The organism is Pedobacter zeae (assembly GCF_014196715.1).
Lineage (GTDB): Bacteria > Bacteroidota > Bacteroidia > Sphingobacteriales > Sphingobacteriaceae > Pedobacter > Pedobacter zeae.
Genome location: NZ_JACIEF010000002.1, coordinates 1 through 19,098 on the forward strand (window position 1 = coordinate 1; position 19,098 = coordinate 19,098).

At 40.7% G+C, this 19,098-nt stretch carries 15 protein-coding genes; 11 read left to right on the forward strand and 4 right to left on the reverse strand.

Going from position 1 to position 19,098, the window contains the following annotated elements:
- Nucleotides 1-695: 695 nt before the first annotated feature.
- On the forward strand, nt 696-2,462 hold the full coding sequence (locus GGQ60_RS06630) for a S8 family peptidase (RefSeq protein WP_183764673.1): 1,767 nt from the start codon (nt 696-698) through the stop codon (nt 2,460-2,462).
- 131 nt (nt 2,463-2,593) lie between these two features.
- Here GGQ60_RS06630 and GGQ60_RS06635 read toward each other — a convergent pair whose 3' ends face one another.
- From GGQ60_RS06635 to GGQ60_RS06650, 4 genes are all read right to left on the reverse strand, one after another.
- Nucleotides 2,594-3,373: a polysaccharide deacetylase family protein gene (locus GGQ60_RS06635; RefSeq protein ID WP_183761347.1), complete on the reverse strand. Its 780-nt coding sequence runs from the start codon at nt 3,371-3,373 to the stop codon at nt 2,594-2,596.
- 1 nt (nt 3,374) lies between these two features.
- Nucleotides 3,375-4,307: a glycosyltransferase family 2 protein gene (locus GGQ60_RS06640; protein ID WP_183761349.1), complete on the reverse strand. Its 933-nt coding sequence runs from the start codon at nt 4,305-4,307 to the stop codon at nt 3,375-3,377.
- Nucleotides 4,304-5,488 (reverse strand): glycosyltransferase family 87 protein, encoded by a 1,185-nt coding sequence (locus tag GGQ60_RS06645; protein ID WP_229685046.1) that lies wholly within the window; start codon nt 5,486-5,488, stop codon nt 4,304-4,306. Before GGQ60_RS06645 ends, GGQ60_RS06640 begins: the two co-directional genes overlap by 4 nt.
- Before the next feature lie 360 nt (nt 5,489-5,848).
- Nucleotides 5,849-8,425, reverse strand: coding sequence for an alpha-L-arabinofuranosidase family protein (locus GGQ60_RS06650; protein WP_183761354.1), 2,577 nt, complete (start codon nt 8,423-8,425; stop codon nt 5,849-5,851).
- Between the two features lie 620 nt (nt 8,426-9,045).
- Here GGQ60_RS06650 and GGQ60_RS06655 point away from each other — a divergent pair.
- From GGQ60_RS06655 to GGQ60_RS06700, 10 genes are all read left to right on the forward strand, one after another.
- The gene (locus GGQ60_RS06655) at nt 9,046-9,123 is read left to right on the forward strand and encodes a potassium-transporting ATPase subunit F (protein ID WP_084498241.1); all 78 of its coding nucleotides are present in this window, start codon (nt 9,046-9,048) and stop codon (nt 9,121-9,123) included.
- Nucleotides 9,124-9,159: 36 nt separating this feature from the next.
- Nucleotides 9,160-10,872: a potassium-transporting ATPase subunit KdpA gene (kdpA, locus tag GGQ60_RS06660; RefSeq protein ID WP_183761357.1), complete on the forward strand. Its 1,713-nt coding sequence runs from the start codon at nt 9,160-9,162 to the stop codon at nt 10,870-10,872.
- Between the two features lie 99 nt (nt 10,873-10,971).
- Entirely contained in the window at nt 10,972-12,999 is a 2,028-nt protein-coding gene (gene kdpB / locus GGQ60_RS06665) for a potassium-transporting ATPase subunit KdpB (RefSeq protein ID WP_183761360.1), read from the forward strand.
- A gap of 107 nt (nt 13,000-13,106) precedes the next feature.
- A complete protein-coding gene (locus GGQ60_RS06670; protein WP_183761363.1) occupies nt 13,107-13,670 on the forward strand; it encodes a K(+)-transporting ATPase subunit C in 564 nt (187 codons plus the stop codon).
- A gap of 195 nt (nt 13,671-13,865) precedes the next feature.
- Entirely contained in the window at nt 13,866-14,936 is a 1,071-nt protein-coding gene (locus GGQ60_RS06675; RefSeq protein ID WP_183761366.1) for a porin, read from the forward strand.
- Nucleotides 14,937-15,088: 152 nt separating this feature from the next.
- Nucleotides 15,089-15,337: a hypothetical protein gene (locus tag GGQ60_RS06680; RefSeq protein WP_183761369.1), complete on the forward strand. Its 249-nt coding sequence runs from the start codon at nt 15,089-15,091 to the stop codon at nt 15,335-15,337.
- A gap of 5 nt (nt 15,338-15,342) precedes the next feature.
- Entirely contained in the window at nt 15,343-16,473 is a 1,131-nt protein-coding gene (locus tag GGQ60_RS06685; RefSeq protein ID WP_183761372.1) for a sensor protein KdpD, read from the forward strand.
- 80 nt (nt 16,474-16,553) lie between these two features.
- The gene (locus GGQ60_RS06690) at nt 16,554-16,904 is read left to right on the forward strand and encodes a hypothetical protein (protein WP_183761375.1); all 351 of its coding nucleotides are present in this window, start codon (nt 16,554-16,556) and stop codon (nt 16,902-16,904) included.
- Nucleotides 16,905-17,143: 239 nt separating this feature from the next.
- Entirely contained in the window at nt 17,144-17,938 is a 795-nt protein-coding gene (locus tag GGQ60_RS06695; protein ID WP_183761378.1) for an SDR family NAD(P)-dependent oxidoreductase, read from the forward strand.
- A gap of 160 nt (nt 17,939-18,098) precedes the next feature.
- On the forward strand, nt 18,099-18,920 hold the full coding sequence (locus GGQ60_RS06700) for an alpha/beta fold hydrolase (protein ID WP_183761381.1): 822 nt from the start codon (nt 18,099-18,101) through the stop codon (nt 18,918-18,920).
- Nucleotides 18,921-19,098 lie beyond the last annotated feature (178 nt).

Here is a 19,098-nt window from a genome sequence, read left to right on the forward strand (position 1 = left end):
GAGAAGTTAAGCCCACCAGAGCCGATGGTACTGCGGTAACACGTGGGAGAGTAGGTCGGTGCCAGATCTTAAAAGAAACCCTTCGTCAGAGATGATGAAGGGTTTTCTTGTTTAAAGGCTTTTTGGCTAAAGACCAGAGCGGAAAGCTTAAAGACCAAAGCCTAAAGATTAAAGCAGGATACGGAACTTTGGCCCTTTTTCCTTTCAGCAAGCTTTAAACCATTAAGAGGTTAAGGCTGTTTTAACTTGTTTGATTACAGAAAGTGCACTTAATAACTTAAATCCCTTAATGATAGCGTGGTGGCGGTACTCCCGCAGATCATGCCGATATACCCCGAGGCCAGTTCCATCATCTCTTTTCCCTCTTACCTTCTTACGTCTTAACACCGTTGTATAATAGCCCTGATGGGAGCGGCATCCCTTTTGGGTTAAAGAGAGTTGCTATCCCAGCAATGTTTCCCAAAAGGATAAAGCGCACAGCAGGAGGAAACCCCATCCAAATGCACAGGAAACTGCGCTCCGGATAACAAACTCATAACAGGCAATTCAATCATTATGGCTACTTAGCTTATAACAGATCCAACGGAGGAAATTGAAGGCTAAACCGCCTGGCTTCTCCTGTTAAAAGATGTGAAATCTTTCATTCTGAAAGTAATAAAACCGTATTATTGTAGTATTACGTACTTAATGCTATGATGAACGCTAACCTTAAGAAATTAAGTTTTCTTGTTTTTATTTTCTGCATAAACCTTAGCGCTTTTGCCCAGAGTAAAAATGTGCAGCTTCCTGCAAATTGGTTTAATCTCGATTTGCTGGAGAATGGATATTTCGGCATCAGCACAGAAAAAGCTTACCGTGAACTATTAAAAGATAAAAAACCTAAACAAAATATTATTGTAGCGGTAATTGATGGTGGCGTAGATACAGAACACCCCGATCTCAAACAGGTGTTATGGTCGAATAAAAAAGAAATCCCTGGAAATGGAATAGATGATGATGGTAATGGCTATATCGATGATATCCATGGATGGAATTTCATCGGCTCTAAAAAAGGGAACCTGGAATTCGATAACCTGGAACTGGTTAGGTTGCTAAGAATTTATAGGCCAAAATACCAGTCGACAACCAATTTAACGCCTTTAGATAGCACACAAAAAGAAGAATTTGCCTTATATAAGAAAATGGTTGGTGATTTCGGTAAGAAATACGAAGATGCCAGCAATACGTTTTCGGTACTGATCGCCATTAACAAAGTTTTAGATTCTGTTGCCAAAATCAATAAAAAAGAAATACCCACTTTAGCCGATATCGACCAGTATAAGGCTGATGATGAGACCGAAGAACAGGTGAAAACAATTATCAGGAAAGGGGCTAAAGAAGACGGCAGTTTCGAGAAATTTTATAAAAATATAAAGGAAGGGTACAAGCAATACGATGCAATGCTGAAATACAACTTAAACCCTAAATATGATATGCGTGCAGAACTGGTAGGAGACGATTATAGCAATTCTTATCAAAAAGATTATGGGAATAATGATGTGAAAGGCCCGGACGCTTTTCACGGCACGCACGTATCGGGAATTATTGGTGCTGACAGAACAAATTCTTTGGGTATTTTGGGTGTTGCCAATAATGTGCGTATTATGGCCATTAGGGTAGTGCCTACTGGTGATGAACGCGATAAGGACGTCGCTAATGGTATTCGCTATGCTGTAGATAATGGCGCCAGGGTAATTAACATGAGTTTTGGTAAAAGTTATAAATGGGACAAGAAAGCTGTAGACTCAGCAGTTAAATATGCGGAACAAAAAGGAGTTTTATTGGTGCATGCTGCCGGTAACGACAACCAAAATAATGATGTAGAAGAGAATTATCCCAATAAATTTTTTGATTCTAAAGAAGCAGATGCATATAAAGCGGCACACAAAAAGCCCAGCAAACCCGATTTTACCCCTCCCATGCCTATGCCGCAAAACAATGGAATGGGCATGAGACCACCTTATGATCGGTCGGCATTGGTAAAGCCTGTACCCATTGATACTGTAAAATTTAATCTTCCGCATGCCAGTAACTGGATAGAAGTTGGCGCAAGTGCCTATAAAGATGATGATAACCTGAAGGCCGATTTTTCTAATTACGGCAAATACACCGTAGATGTTTTTGCCCCCGGATTTTTGATTAAATCGACAGTTCCCGGTAATAAATATGAAGAAGCGGACGGAACCAGTATGGCTTCGCCTGTTGTTGCAGGCTTGGCGGCATTGATTTTAAGCTATTACCCGGATTTAAAACCTGCACAGGTTAGAGAGATCATTATGAAATCTGTTTCGAAAGTCGCACACAAGGTAAAGTACAAAAACGAAAAGGGTGAAAACGTCAGGGTACTTTTTAACGAAATATGCGTGAGCGGAGGCATCGTTAATGCTTACAATGCCTTAAAATTGGCCGAAAATTACAAATAAGCCTTTAAGTCAGTACAGCTTATCCAGGTCTGTTCCCGTGCTTCGCTATCCAGATGAAAATCGGGACCGCTTCGCCCGGGGCTAAATACCCTGGTAACTAGCCTAAACGCAAAAAATTACCTTAATAAGAACTATTGGGCCAGGTTTTTAATAAACGCTTGAAAGGTACCGAATGGATAATTTTTGCGTTTCATCCAGGCGATGAGCAGTTCCATACGTTCGATCATTTTTATACCTGTATTCTTCCTTACATAAGCCGGGAAACCAAAACGTTCGAAATCATTTAAATCGGTAAATTCCCATGGGTGAAAATAGATGTTCAGGTACTTATCTTTTTTATAGGTCCAGCTGGCGAGTGTTTTATAAATACTTAGAGGTAAATTATGAAATGATAGCCAAAATAAGGGAAACCTCACAACCGGACTTACCGAAGCGGGAATCTGCAATACGTTGTCTTTAATAAAATGTGTTCGCGAAATATTAAAGTTATTATAGCGCCCTGGTAAGTAAGTCGGGTTGATGGAAGTATTATAGGCATATCCGGCCTTTTCAATCTCTTTTTCATCAACAGGCATCATTCTGGCCATACGGTAACCTGTAATTTCTTTCCCTGAAAGTTCTTGGAGCTTTAGTTTTGACTGGAGCAAATGTTCGGGTTTAAAATCGGAATGGTAATAACCATGCGAAGCGAGCTCGTGCCCTGTTTCAGTAATCCGTTTAATCAGGTCGGGAATATTTTCAGCAAAAGTAACAGTACAAAAAAAAGTAGCCTTTATTTCGTATTTATCTAAAATATCTAAAATGGCAATTGTACCTGCTCTCGAAATGGCAATCTGATCTTCGAAAGAAATATCTTTTCCATATTCGAAAGGCATATCAAACTCTTCGATATCAAAACTGAGCAGTACCATTTTATTTTTGTTGAATATTAGTTGAACGGATAATATAATTAGGGCGGTTTTTAGTCTGCATAAACATCTTACCTACATAGATACCTATTATACCCAGAATAATGAGCTGTAAGCCCCCAAAAAAGACAATGGTCATAATTACCGATGCCCAGCCAGAAACCTCGACATGATTTACAAAGGCATAAATAATGTATGGAATATACAGTACTGATGCAAATGAAAGAATGAACCCCAGGTAAACCGCAGAGTAGAGTGGTTTTATGCTAAAAGAAGTTACACCATGCAAGGCCAGCCTGAACATTTTTTTTAAAGTGTATTTGCTCTGGCCTGAGAAACGCGCCGCAGGATTGTAGCGAATAGCAAACTGCTTAAAACCAAGCCATTTTACCAAACCGCGTAAAAATGGTTCATTTTCATGGAAATTTCTGAAAACACTCACCACTTTTTGATCAAGTAAACGGAAATCGGCTGCTCCTGCCTCCAAATCGATATCAGATAACCAGTTTAAGGTTTTGTAGAATAAGTTTGATGAGCTTCTTTTCCCTTTTGATAAATTTTTATCTTCTTCCCTGATGGTGTATACCACTTCGAAACCTTCCTGCCATTTTTTTAACATTTCGGGAATCAATTCAGGAGGATGTTGCATATCGCAGTCCATGGAAATTACACAATCCCCAAAGGCATGGTCCATACCCGCCTTAACAGCCAGCTGGTGACCAAAGTTCTTGGAAAACTCGAGGAAAAATATATTATCTGCTGTTGAAGCGTAATCCTTTATTTTTTCGAGCGTATGATCGGCACTCCCATCATCCACCAGTATAATTTCATAATTATAATCAATGGCCGAAAAAACCTTTTTTATACTTTCGGCTATTACAAAAATATTATCGGCTTCGTTGTAAGCAGGGATTACTATAGAAACTAATTTATTCATTTATCGGTAATCAGATAAGATTCAAAATCTTCTTTCATCATTTGATAAATTATAGTTAGCCAAATGATAACGCAAGGTAGGGCTTTAAGCGAATATAGACGAATAAATTCTTTAACCGGCCTCGGAAAAATATCGGTTGGTGAAAGGCTGGTTAATATAAAAGCAAATGCAAACAAGGCAATTACCCAGCTTTTTTTAGGATTCTGCTGCACCATAAACCAGATTGCAACACCTGCAAAGGCAATAATGTAGGTCGGCGATTCTGATCCGCTGCTAAATATAACCGTAAAAATAAGGGTCGATGCCAATAACATTAATCTGAAGCCAATATGTTTATACTGGTTAATCCGTAGGTAAGGTAAACCAAACAGGACAAGGCCAACTAATAAAAATGGAGCATTTGGGAGGTTGATATTTCCTGTTGTTCTTCTTACCATTCCCATTAAGGAAATATCCTGGAATGAAGTTAGTGATGCATTCAGGTCATTTTTATGGGCAAGTGAATGATACCAGTCTGCATAAGATTGGACCACGAAGGCCGGTGATGAAATTGCCATTGGCAGGACAAATAATACCAAAAATGCCATAAAGCAGCCTGCTATAAACTTAAACTTATTCCGGGTAAAGAAGAAAAATGCCAACCCCACAATCCCATAAAGTTTAACCAATGTGCCAAAGGCAATAAAAAAAGCAGATTGTACTTCTTTCTTTTTAACCAGGTAGGAGAAACTTAGCAAGATTAATCCGGTTAGGGCAATATTAAATTGAAAACTGAACAGCGCGGTTAATGCTTCGTGCGCACAGATCCAGGCAATTACTGCCCGTTTGTTAAGTGATATGGGGAGGCTGTAAATTCCCAAAAGCAATATCAGTACATTGGCAATGTTCCAAAGTATGCAGCCCAGGCCATCAGGTAATAGGGCAAAAGGTGCTATAAAAATTGAAAATACCGGGCCATAGTGGTTACTGTCCTGGTATTCGGGATAATTGTTGTATAAATTCTGCAGGTCGACAGTGTGCCAGTAAACGTATTTGAATATCAGGTAATTGTTATACGTGTGATGATGGTACTGTTTAAAGCCTGCAACTATGGCCAGCAGGAGATAAATGGCAATAAGGCATTCCTTTTTTAATAGAAATGATGAAAGTTTATTAAAATTAGCGTTTTTTAAGCGGTTCATGACAATTAGTGTTGCAATATAACCATTTATAACAGCTTGCATCAATAGGCTATTCTTTTACAGCTTATTTTGCTGCTAAAATACAGATCGAAGCTTGGTTAAAGTTTATAGGTTAAATTTCTTGCATTTAACGGCAGCTTAATTTGAAATTAATACGGGCGATCTACCTTTGAGGCATAAATATTTGGTTAGTATTTATAAGGTTTAGTTGATTAGTAAAAACCACGATGAAGCATCGTGGTTTTTGTGTTTTATCTCGATCCCGTTTTACCTGAACTACTGCAGATAGAATTTTTAAGACGATTGATAGGATTAAGAAAAGTTAAAACCCCTTATTCTTCAATATTCGATTGAGTGAAACTACTTTGCCTTAAATCTTAAAACGGTAAAAGAATAGGCGGGTAGCTCAAGCTTTCTGGTGGCATCGGTACTGATTGTTGTGGTAACCGGAACAGCTTTTTTATCGGCTGGATTACCTGTAAGTACAGTTTTAACCGTGTTTTTTCCGAGCTGTTGCTGATTGAAATCGAGCGAAGTATTGACACTAACAGGAAGAAGGTTAACTAATTTAACCATTAAATCTCCCGTTTTAGCATCTTTTACCATCGAACAGGCAATTCGCTTGTGTACGCTTTCCTGGTTGGAAGAAAGGGCCACGGTTGATGGAATGTATACCTCTCCGGCATTCTGTCCGTATAATTGTTGTACGAAATAACCTATTGTGGGTTTTACTTCAGTATTGTTAAAATAAATCAGATCAGGATCCCATTGTGTATGCCCTTCTTTAGCTATAAGCGGGGCATAAGAAGCCATACTTACCACATCGCCGTTACGCTCAAGTGAAATAAGGTACAATGCTTCAGCAAGGGAGGTTTCCAGGTTGGTTCTATTGCCGCCCGGTAAACTTGCAGCATATTCGCCCAGGTATACTTTCGATTTAGACCGGTCGTAACTGTCGTAAAAATTTTGGTTATTGATAAACCAGCCCGGCGATTGGTAATAGTGTTCGTCGATAATGGGAACGTTAAGAGTTGATGCGATTTGCCAGCCGGCTTCATAATCCGTTCCTTCAAAAAACGGACCTGCCGTACCAATAACCGTAATTTCGGGATGTGATTTTTTCAGGGCCTTATAGATCATGGTAAACCGTTCGGCAAATACTTCGGTAATCTGATCTTCGTTGCCAATACCTATATACTTGAGGTTAAAGGGTTTTGGGTGGCCTGCTTCAGCACGTTTCTTTCCCCACTCGGTTTTTACATCGCCATTGGCATATTCTATCAAATCTACTATATCGTGTATATACTGGCCCATTTCGCTCATGGGGATACCACCCTGTTGACCACCGCCACCTGTGGCCGAATTTTGGCAGGGTACACCAGCAGCTATTACCGGAACGGGTGCAGCGCCAATGTCTTCGCAGAACTGAAAATACTCGTAATAACCTAGCCCCATGGTTTGATGATACCCCCAAAGGTTTCGGTCTGGTTTGCGTGCAGCTAAGGGGCCTATTGAGTTTTTCCATTTATAGATGTTGGCAATACCATCGCCATGGGCAAGGCAACCTCCCGGAAAACGTACAAAACGTGGGTGTATATCCCCGATCGTTTGTGCCAGATCGGCCCTTAACCCGTTTTTTCGGCCTTTAAATGTGTTTTTCGGAAATAACGAAACCATATCAATTGCCATACGGCCAGGATTGCCCATCACGATTTCGAGTTTTGCATCGGCCGCATCTGCAGAAGATACCAAAGTTAAAGCTGCTGTTTTCCAGGTACTGGAAGTGATGTTTAAAGTTGATTTAGCCAAAATTCCCTGTTGATCACTTACCAGCCTTACTTCAAGGTTCATTTTTTTTGTATTCAATAATTTTGCCGATAACGAAAAATCATAAGTTTCTCCCTTTTTTACAGCTATTCCATCAAAGCCAGTATTAAGAATGGATGCCCCGGCATGTGGGATATCTAAAACAGCATAATGCGGATTATTGGGATGAATGGGTGAAACCGAATCTATTTTCAGGGTAGCGCGTTCACCCTTAAGTAACCAGGCATAATGGCTGTTCCAGTTTGGATCATGGTATTCTTTATCGCGGGGATGATATTCAAAATCCCGGTTTTGGATCAGTTCGGCATAAAGGCCGCCATCGGCGGCATAATTTAAATCTTCGAAAAATATACCGGTTAGCATATTGCTGATCGGTTTTGCTTTATCCGGTTGGAAAGTTATTCTGGCTTCCACATTTTTAAGCCCTGCGAAACGCTGTGCGTCATCTTTAGTGGTTTCACTATCCTGTTTTCTTTTATAATCTTTTAATTCGTAGGCTTTTTTTAAACCCAAAATAACTTTCCATGATAAACGGTGCATCTGCCCATTAACTGCATGGGGGATATTAACGGTTGTACTGCCATTGAGATAAGTTGAAGCAGGTACTTCTTTTACAGCACCGTAATGGATTAAATCTTTGGTTTTGGTCTGGAAATATTTTCCATTCGCATCTGTATAGGTTACCGTATATTCATCAAGGCTGGCATCATAATTTATCACCGGACGCAACACATTTTTACCCTGATTAACATAAGGATAGTTTTGCGGACTCCAGCTTACAAGATCTTTTGAGCTTGAGGTAGCAAACTGTAATGTACGGTCGTTCAGGCTCCAAATACATACCCAAAGGCCATTTTTACCCCGGATAAGAAAAGGAGTGATCATTTTTTTTTCGCTACCCCACCGGCTGTAATCGCTTTTCAGATAGGTATAATCGTTTCCTACGGGTGTCCAGTTCTGTTTGTCTAAACTCCATGCAAATCGAAGTCCGTTTACGTTATAAGCAAATAGATAAGCAGAATCGGGCTCATTGGTTATTTTTTTATTGATGGCATATACATTTGCTGCCACTAAGATCAGTACTGCAAGAAGCCAAAATTTTGTATTCATTTTCTATTAAAATTTAATCGTTAAATTCCTTTGATTGGCCAGTTATTAATGAGGAGAATTCCTTCGAAATACATAAGCAACAAAAGCATGCGGGTGTGTAAGATGTCGTCATTAGAGTTCCATTTTTTGGTTAGAATTTTTTTCTAATTTAAATAATAATCGTTGTAATGACGATTATTATTTATGTTACTTATACTCAGCCTTAAATAGGTAGTCATGTTTATGGATCAGCTGTACCAAATCCCCTTTATTTAACCTTACAAAATTTATGAATTTGTCGGCATGGCTGGTCAAACGGATGCTTATTGTAGAAGCGTTGTACCAGGAAACAGCATAAAGAGCCCTTGCAAATTGGATAGCACACTATTGCAAATGCCAATTTGAAAAAAACCTTTCCAAAATGGAAGGGTTTTTTTCTGCCAAATTTTAATTTCTTTAAAATTATCTGTTTAACAGGTTCTTTATCAGGTATTTGCATTAAGTATGCCTTTTATGGTATGAGAGTTGGCTAATGGCCTGTAAAATCATTAAAATCATGACCATATTACTTTTTTTAATCTTAGTTCTGCTCTGCTGGGCTACTTATAAATCAATCGACTGGTTCGAAAAAATCTAACATTATGACCGCATTATTTATCATCGCCATTGCCGTATTTATCTATATGATCTACGTGCTGATCAAACCCGAAAAATTTTAATCCCTTCAATACGGAAGACAATTAACAAATAAAAAAATGAACACTGAATTAACAGGCATTATTGCCACTTTCCTGCTTACCATGGTTATCGCAATACCATTGGGTAAATACCTGGCTAAGGTTTTTGCAGGAGAAAAAGTCTGGACAGATTTTTTAAAACCATTGGAAACCGGTATTTACAAGCTTTCCGGAATTAACGTTAAAGAACAGATGAACTGGAAACAGCAGTTAAAAGCGCTGCTTACCATTAATGTAGTATGGTTGGTTTATGGTTTTTTTGTACTCATTTTTCAGAATAAGCTTCCCTTTAATCCCGATGGAAATCCGGGGATGACACCTGACCTTGCTTTTAACACCATTATCAGCTTTGTTGCGAACTGTAACCTCCAGCATTATTCGGGCGAGAGCGGCGTAAGTTACCTTACCCAGCAATATGTGCTCATGTTTCTCCAGTTTGTAAGTGCTGCAACAGGTATTGCTGCCGCAGTAGTGTTTTTTAAAGCTTTTAGGGATAAAACCGCTACCGAACTTGGTAATTTCTGGGAATTCTTCGTAAAATCAATTACCCGTTTATTATTGCCCTTATCTTTTGTAATGGCCTTAATCTTAAGTTTTAACGGTACTCCGGCCAGCTACGAGGGTAAAGATCAATTTATCTCCCTTCAGGGCGATACAGTACATGTTTCGAGAGGCCCGGCTGCCCAAATGATTGCCATTAAACACCTGGGTACAAACGGTGGTGGATATTTTGGCGCCAATTCTGCACACCCGTTTGAAAATCCAAGTTATTTCACCAATATGGTTGAACTGATTGCGCAGGTAATCATTCCTGTTGCAATGGTAATTGCTTTCGGTTATTTTATCCGCAGGAAAAAACTGGCCTGGACAATCTTTGGGGTAATGACCATTGGTTTGTTTATGTTGCTCATTCCTATGCTAAGCTCTGAACTGGCTGGAAACCCGGCTTTGGCGAAAATGGGTATTTCGCAGGGTACCGGAGCAATGGAAGGAAAAGAAGTGCGTTTTGGCCCTGCCGCTTCTGCCTATTGGGCAACGGTAACCACTATTATATCTACCGGTTCTGTAAATAGTATGCACGATAGCAGCATGTCGATGTCAGGTACATGGCAGTTACTTGGCATGATGATCAACTCATTTTACGGGGGCTGTGGGGTAGGTTTATTAAATTACTTCATTTACCTGGTTGTAGCCGTATTTATTTCGGGGCTGATGGTAGGCAGAACGCCAGAGTTTCTTGGGCACAAGGTAGAAGCCAGGGAAATCAAGATTGCAGCCATTATCACTTTACTCAGCCCGTTCCTGATCCTGGCCGGCACAGCCGTGGCAAGTTATATCTTCACCAATTATGGCAATGCGGCATGGGCTGTTCAGCCTAAAAACTGGCTCAATAACCCTGGTTTTCACGGATTCTCTGAAATGCTGTATGAAATGACTTCATCGAATGCCAACAACGGCTCTGGATTTGAAGGACTTGGAGATAACAATATGTTTTGGAATCTGTCTACCGGTATTGTGATATTCTTAGGGCGTTTCTTACCGATTATCGGTCCGGTTGCCATCGCCGGATTACTGGGGGCCAAAAAATTCATTCCTGAATCGGCCGGTACGCTTAAAACAGATACCAAAACCTTTGCGCTGATGACCTTTGCCGTGATCCTGGTATTAAACGCACTATCTTATTTCCCGGCATTGGCTTTAGGGCCGTTGGCAGAATACTTTACACATTAGTTAACATGGAAGGTGGAACACGTAAGATGGTAAATGGCCGATTAACATTTCCATCATCCATCAAACACCTTCCATTTTACATCATTTAAAATTAAAAAAATGAAACCCAATAATAAATTGTTCGAAGCATCCATGGTGCAGACCGCACTAAAACAATCTTTCATTAAGCTTGATCCGCGGGTAATGGTGCGGAACCCCGTAATGTTTACCGTCGAAATTGGAACACTGGTGATGGCTTATGTTACGGTATACTCTTTCAGCAGGAGCGGACAGGGATCACCTTTATATAATTTCTTTATCTTTTTGGTACTGTTGCTTACGGTATTGTTTGCAAATTTTGCCGAAGCCATTGCAGAGGCAAGAGGTAAAGCACAGGCCGATAGTTTACGTAAAACCCGCGAAGAAACGCCAGCTAAAGTGCTTTTGGCTAACGGTACCATCGAAATCCGTTCATCCAACCAATTAAAAAAAGGCGATGTGTTTATCTGCGTAACTGGCGATACCATCCCAACGGATGGGGAGATTATTGAAGGTATTGCCACTATTGACGAATCGGCTATTACCGGAGAATCTGCCCCGGTAATCCGCGAATCAGGCGGTGATAAATCTTCAGTAACTGGCGGAACAAAAGTTTTATCCGATGAAATTAAAGTTCAGGTGAGTACTGCTCCCGGTGAAAGCTTTCTAGACAAGATGATTGCTTTGGTTGAGGGTGCTTCACGTCAAAAAACACCAAATGAAATTGCCTTAACGATTTTGCTGGCCAGTTTTACCCTGGTATTTATCATTGTTTGCGTAACACTGAAACCTTTTGCAGATTACGCCAATACGCCAATTACCATTGCCGCCCTGATCTCACTTTTTGTATGCCTTATTCCAACCACCATCGGCGGACTTTTATCTGCCATCGGTATAGCCGGAATGGACAGGGCATTAAGGGCAAATGTAATTACCAAATCGGGTAAAGCGGTAGAAACTGCAGGCGATATTGATGTATTGCTTTTGGATAAGACCGGCACCATCACCATTGGTAACCGTAAAGCGACCAACTTTTATCCAACTGCCGGATTAAACATTAAAGCTTTTATCGATGCCTGCGTGTTAAGCTCATTGGCAGATGAAACCCCTGAAGGAAAATCGATCATTGAACTGGCTGCCGAACAAGGTTTCAAAGCTGCCGGAACAACCGAAGGATCAGCATTTATCAAGTTTACAGCCGAAACCCGTTCAAGCGGGTTAGACACCGCTGATGGAAGAAGGATCAGGAAAGGTGCCTTCGATTCGATCAGGAATATGGTACAAAAGGCCGGGAATCATTTTCCATCAGATATTGAAAACCACGTAAAAACAATTGCAACCAACGGCGGAACGCCGCTAGTGGTATCTGAAAACGAAAAAGCCCTTGGTGTAATCGAATTGCAGGATATCATTAAACCTGGTATCAGTGAACGTTTTGAACGCTTAAGGAAAATGGGCGTAAAAACAGTAATGGTAACCGGAGATAATCCATTGACAGCTAAATATATAGCGGAAAAAGCGGGGGTTGATGATTTTATTGCAGAGGCCAAGCCCGAAGATAAAATGAATTACATCAAAGATGAACAGGCTCAGGGTAAGCTGGTAGCCATGATGGGAGACGGTACCAATGATGCCCCGGCTTTGGCACAGGCTGATGTAGGTGTAGCCATGAACAGTGGAACACAGGCTGCAAAAGAAGCAGGTAATATGGTCGATCTGGATAACGATCCTACAAAACTGATCGAGATCGTAGAAATCGGTAAACAATTGCTGATTACCCGTGGTACCCTGACTACTTTTTCAATAGCCAATGATGTGGCCAAATATTTTGCAATTGTTCCGGCCTTGTTTATCGCATCTATTCCTGCTTTGCAAAGCCTGAACATTATGGACCTGCATTCGCCAGAATCAGCTATTATGTCGGCAGTTATTTTTAATGCCATCATTATTCCGATCCTGATTCCGCTGGCATTAAAAGGTGTAGCTTACAAACCTATCGGTGCTACTGCCTTACTGCGCAGAAACCTTTTTATATATGGTATCGGTGGTGTGGTAGCTCCATTTATAGGCATTAAAATAATCGATTTATTAGTCGGTCTGTTTGTGTAAAACAATCTGTCATTCTGAGCGCGGCGAAGCATCTTTATCGATGAAATAGTTGCTAAAGATGCTTCGTACCCCAGCATGACACCAAGGAAATTTAAAAAAATACAAAAATGAAAAAGTACATCATTCAATCAATCCGCTTAACACTTGTATTATTGGTATTGTTATGCGTGGTATATCCTGTCAGTGTTGCCTTGATCAGTAAAATGTCTAAAGGTAAGGGGGGAGGAGAAAAAATCACCAAAAATGGTAAAACCGTGGGTTATGCACTACTTGGACAGTCGTTTACCAAACCTCAATATTTTTGGGGACGACCATCAGCAGTAGCCTATAATGCAGCAGGTTCTGCCGGTTCGAACAAGGGGCCATCCAATCCTGATTATTTAAAAGAAGTGCAATCGCGTATCGATACCTTATTGAAATACAATCCGGGCATTAAAAAATCAGATATCCCGGCAGATATGGTTACGGCATCAGGAAGTGGGCTTGACCCAAATATTTCTGAGCAAGGTGCGGCCATTCAGATCCGGAGGGTTGCTGCAGCCCGCAAAATCGATGTTAAAAAAGTGAAAGAACTTGTGGCTATGAATACCCTGAAACCATTTATGGGGGTTTTTGGTCCTTCATCGGTAAATGTATTAAAGTTAAATCTTGCCCTTGATGAGCTTAATTAGTAATGCCAACATCCAGACCGTAGGAGAGATTTACTATTTGTTTAAGGATCTCTCCATTCCACTTCATTCCAGTCGAGATGACGCCCCCCTTTATTAACAATCAATTTCCCAAAACAATAACAATGGCAATGCATTAAGGTCTGGAGCCAACAGCCTGGGCCTTAGGCTTTGCCCAATACGAAACAATCAGATAAAATGAAAAAAATACTTTTACTTGCCGCTACACTGACAACAGGATTCTTCGCTAAAGCACAGGAAGAACCAAAAATTAAAGTAAGCGGTTATCTTGAAGCCTACTATGGATACGACTTTAATAAACCTGCAGATCATAACCGCCCTGGCTTTATTTATTCCCACAACCGTGCCAATGAAGTAAACCTGAACCTTGGTTTTATTAAGGCTGCGTATGATAGCGGAATGATCAGGGCCAACTTGGCGGTAATGGCCGGAACTTATGCCAATGCCAATCTTGCTGCCGAGCCAGGGGTTTTGAAAAATATCTTTGAAGCCAATGCAGGCGTGAAATTATCTAAAACAGAAAATCTGTGGATCGATGCCGGGATCTTTTCTTCACACATCGGTTTCGAAAGTGCGGTTTCGAAAGATTGTTGGGTGCTTACCCGAAATATTTCTTCAGAAAACACACCTTACTATGAATCGGGTGCGAAAATTACCTATGGCACCCATGATGGTAAATTTACAGCTAGCGCATTGTACTTAAACGGCTGGCAGCGCATTACGCGCCTGAATGGGAATAATAAACCTGCCGGCGGACTTCAGCTGACCTGGAAACCAACAGATAAAATTATCGTAAATTATAGCAATTACCTCGGAACGGAAGGAGTCGATTCGGTGAGGGTGAACAGGTTTTACCACAATGTTTACGGCATTTTTCAGCTTACTGATAAATTTTGTGTAACGCTTGGCCTTGATTACGGTACGCAACAGAAACAAAAAGGCAGTAGCGATAAAAGCGAAGTGATTGCTCCTGTCGTTATTGCGCAATACAAGTTTGCACCAAAATGGGCAGTTGCCGGAAGGTTTGAATATTATGAAGACAAAAATGGAATTTTTATTGCCACGGGCACGCCACGAGGTTTTAAAACAAAAGGATATTCTTTAAATCTTGATTATTCGCCAATAGCCAATGCCGTTGTGCGGTTGGAAGGAAAAGCTTATGATAGTAAGGATAAAATTTTTGCGCGGCAGGGCGATGCAGTTAACGCTAATGCCAGCCTAACCGCAAGTATTGCAGTCTCGTTTTAATACGCGATTCGTCTGTGCGGGAATAACGATTACGCTTTAAGGTTTGTCATCCTGAGCCTGTAGAAGGACCAACTAAAATGCATGATAATAAGCATTTCGATACTTCATCAGGCTCAGCTCAACGTGACAGATCAGTTAAACCAATATTAAAAATGCATCCTTACATAGAAATTCTGTTTAGCCTGTTTTTAGCGACCTCTGGAATGCTGATGATCAGAAAACTCCGTACCTTAAAAAGGAGAAGAACATCTAACGTAAAGGGGAGTTATGCAACAGAAAAACAGATCAAACTGATTTCCAAAAAGATTTCAATTAAATTTACGATGGTTTTATTTGCGCTTATCATGATTGTTGCGATCACCATATTAATAGAAAAAGGAATAATGACTGTTACCTGGTAAAGATCATGGAAGAAGAACAAAAAGAAGAATCCGTCAGACACTTTTTAGATCTGGTTAAAAAATCGAGGCGCGGAAAGCTCAAAATCTATATTGGCATGAGTGCTGGTGTGGGTAAAACTTACCGGATGCTCCAGGAATCGCATGCATTGCTGCGAAATGGTGTAGATATTTGCATCGGTTATGTTGAAACCCATAAAAGGGCAGAAACTGAAGCACTTGTGGCAGGCCTGCCGGTTATTCCGCGACGGAAAATCTTTTACCGCGGCAAAGAAATTGAAGAAATGGATCTCAAGGGGATCATGAACCGTCACCCGGAGATTGTTATTGTAGATGAACTTGCCCATACCAATGCCGAAGGCAGTAAAAATACCAAACGCTGGCAGGATGTTTTCGATCTGCTTGAAGCGGGGATCAGTGTAATTTCGGCTGTTAATATCCAGCACCTGGAAAGCATTAATGAAGAAATTGAGCAAATTACGGGCATTGCGGTTACCGAGCGGATTCCGGATAAGATATTGGAGATTGCAGATGAAATCGTAAACATCGACCTGACGGCCGATGAATTGGTTACCCGCCTTAAAGAAGGCAAAATTTACGATCAATCAAAAATCGAAAGGGCATTGAGTAATTTTTTTCAGTCTGATAAAATTCTTCAGCTACGCGAACTGGCCTTAAAAGAGGTGGTACACCAGGTAGAACGTAAAATCCAGACCGAAATTCCCAAATCGATCAAACTTAGGCCCGAACGCTTTTTGGCCTGTATATCTTCTAACGCAGAAACCGCAGGGGTAGTGATCAGGAAAACAGCAAGATTGGCTTCCTATTACCGATCGCCATGGATAGTACTCTATGTGCAGAGCGATAGCGAAAGCATGGAACGCATTAAACTGGATAAGCAGCGCCACCTGATTAATCACTTTAAACTGGCTACCGAACTTGGTGCCGAAGTAATTAAAATAAAAAGCAACGCCATTACCAAAACCATCATCGATATCGCCACCGAAAAGGAAATTACTACGATATGTATCGGCAAGCCCCATCTGAATATCTTTCAGGTAATTTTGCGTACAGCGGTTTTTAATGGATTGTTGAAAAATCTGGCCATGAAGGACATCGACCTGGTGATTTTATCCTAAACGGCCACCTAAATTTCTCAAATTTATCAAAACCATATTACTTAAACGGGGTTGAAATAATAAGACCTATGAAAAGCAATATGGAAAAAAAAGATACTAAAACGCATTTGATCAATGAGATTACCACTACCGGGTTACAGAGTGCAGCTAAAAAACTGGGTGGATCGGCAAGCAAAAAACAGATCAGAAAGGGCATTTCGAAAAACATCGGTTTAATAAATCAATTGTTTCGTATTGCCTTAATCAAGAATAAGGATTCATCAAAAAGAGTGGAGCGGAATATCGAGTTGGCCGGCCTCGGTGTAATTGCGGCGCATTCTTTCTATAAGGGGTTTAAGAAGAAAAAACGACTATCGATTTATGAGGGGATTTTCCTCACTGCCGCACTTGGCGCCGCCTTATTGGCTACACAGCTCAACGCAGTGGAGTAAAGATTGATAAAGAACCCATTTAACGAACAGCCGTAAGGCTGTTTTTGTGTTTATGGTTAAAAGCATAACATTCATGTAATGTGCTTTTTTAACCACTCCGATACGGTAAGCTTTTATCTTTCCTCAGTGGCTCCATTTTAGCATATTTCTATGACACTTTTCAGCCAGAAAATTGTTCAGTTTGTATTAGCCATTGGGCAATTTAAATTTTATCGGAAACATTATTTAAAAATTAAAGCATGGATTTACAACTAAAAAATAAAACAGCTTTTATAAGCGGTTCTACTGCGGGTATTGGATTCGCAATTGCCGAAAGTTTATTAAGAGAAGGTGTAAGGGTAATTATCAATGGCCGATCGCAAAGCAGTGTAGATGATGCCATAAAATCTTTGCAAGGTATTGCCGGCAGCGAATTTGTTTCGGGCATTGCAGCCGATTTTTCGAAGGCCGATGAGGTAAGTAATTTGATTGATAAACTACCGGAGATCGACATTCTGATTAATAATGCCGGCATTTTTGAACCTAAAGCTTTTGAAGAAATCAGCGATGAAGATTGGTTCAGGTTTTTCGAAGTTAACGTGATGAGCGGAATCAGGTTGTCGCGGAAGCTGTTCCCTAAAATGTTAAAGAAAAACTGGGGAAGGATCATCTTTATCTCCAGCGAATCGGCCGTGTTTATTCCCGATGAAATGATTCATTATGGTATGACTAAAACTGCACAATTAGCGGTTAGCCGTGGCCTGGCAGAATTAAGTCAGGGTTCTGAGGTAACCGTCAATTCAATTTTGCCTGGCCCTACTAAATCAAAAGGGGTTGGCGGTTTTATTGAAGATTTAGCCAGAACGGGAAATATCACCGTTGCGGAGGTAGAAGCCGATTTCTTTAAGAACATGAGGCCTACTTCATTATTGCAGCGCTTTCTTGATGTCAGTGAAATTGCAAACGCCGTTACTTTTTATGCAAGTCCGTTAGCCTCCGGAACCAATGGAGCGGCCATTAGGGTAGAGGGCGGCTTGGTAAGGTCGATATTGTAGTTGTACAAATAAATGGCGGCCATCAGTATAATGAATTTTAAATTTATTATTTTTAAGTTACAGGACTTTTAATCATGCCCGATTCTTTTGGGCAGGATTTATTCAGGAACCATGCTAACGCACACATCCAGATTTTTTTCACCTACTAAAATCAAAAACAATGAGTAAGATTACAGTAAAAGACGGAACCGAAATTTATTACAAAGATTGGGGAACCGGACAACCACTTTTTTTTCATCACGGTTGGCCATTATCCAGTGATGATTGGGACGGACAGATGATGTTTTTCCTTAAACAGGGATTCAGGGTGATCGCACATGATCGCCGCGGACATGGAAGGTCTGGCCAAACAGCAGTAGGGCATGAAATGGATACTTATGCTGCTGATGTGGCAGCGCTTACAGAGGCACTTGATTTAAAAGATGCCATACACATCGGGCACTCTACCGGTGGCGGAGAGGTGATCCGTTATGTAGCAAAACATGGGAAAGGCCGTGTAGCCAAAGCAGTATTAATCAGTGCAGTTACACCGATTATGGTTCAAAGCGATACTAATCCTGACGGTATTCCACTTGCGGTGTTCGATGAAATACGTGAAGGTACAGCCTTTAACCGGTCTCAGTACTTCCAGGATTTTACCCTACCTTTTTATGGGTATAACCGCGAAGGTGCAAAAATATCGCAGGGCGTTAGGGATAACTGGTGGCGCCAGGGCATGATGGGCGGTGTAAAAGCACATTACGATTGTATTAAGGCCTTTTCTGAAACAGATTTTACCGAAGACCTTAAAAGCGTAGATATTCCTGTACTTGTTATGCATGGCGAAGACGATCAGATTGTGCCTTTCCAGCTTACCGGAGCTAAAGCTGTAAAACTCTTAAAAAATGGGACCCTCATCTCGTATCCGGGTTTCCCTCATGGTATGCCAACTACCGAAGCTGCAACGATAAATAAAGACCTGCTGGCCTTTATCAAAGCATAAACAGGAAGGATTATCCAATCTAATAACAACCCAAGCCTTGAAATGTAAATTTTGAGGCTTTTTATTTTAAACCAAACGCAAAGTCCTGTTGTTTTCAGGAACTTTTTGCAAAACGGAATTCCTTAACTTGTGTGGTTCATCAGAAAATTTATGGTCAAAGTAATGCTCTGCTAAGGGT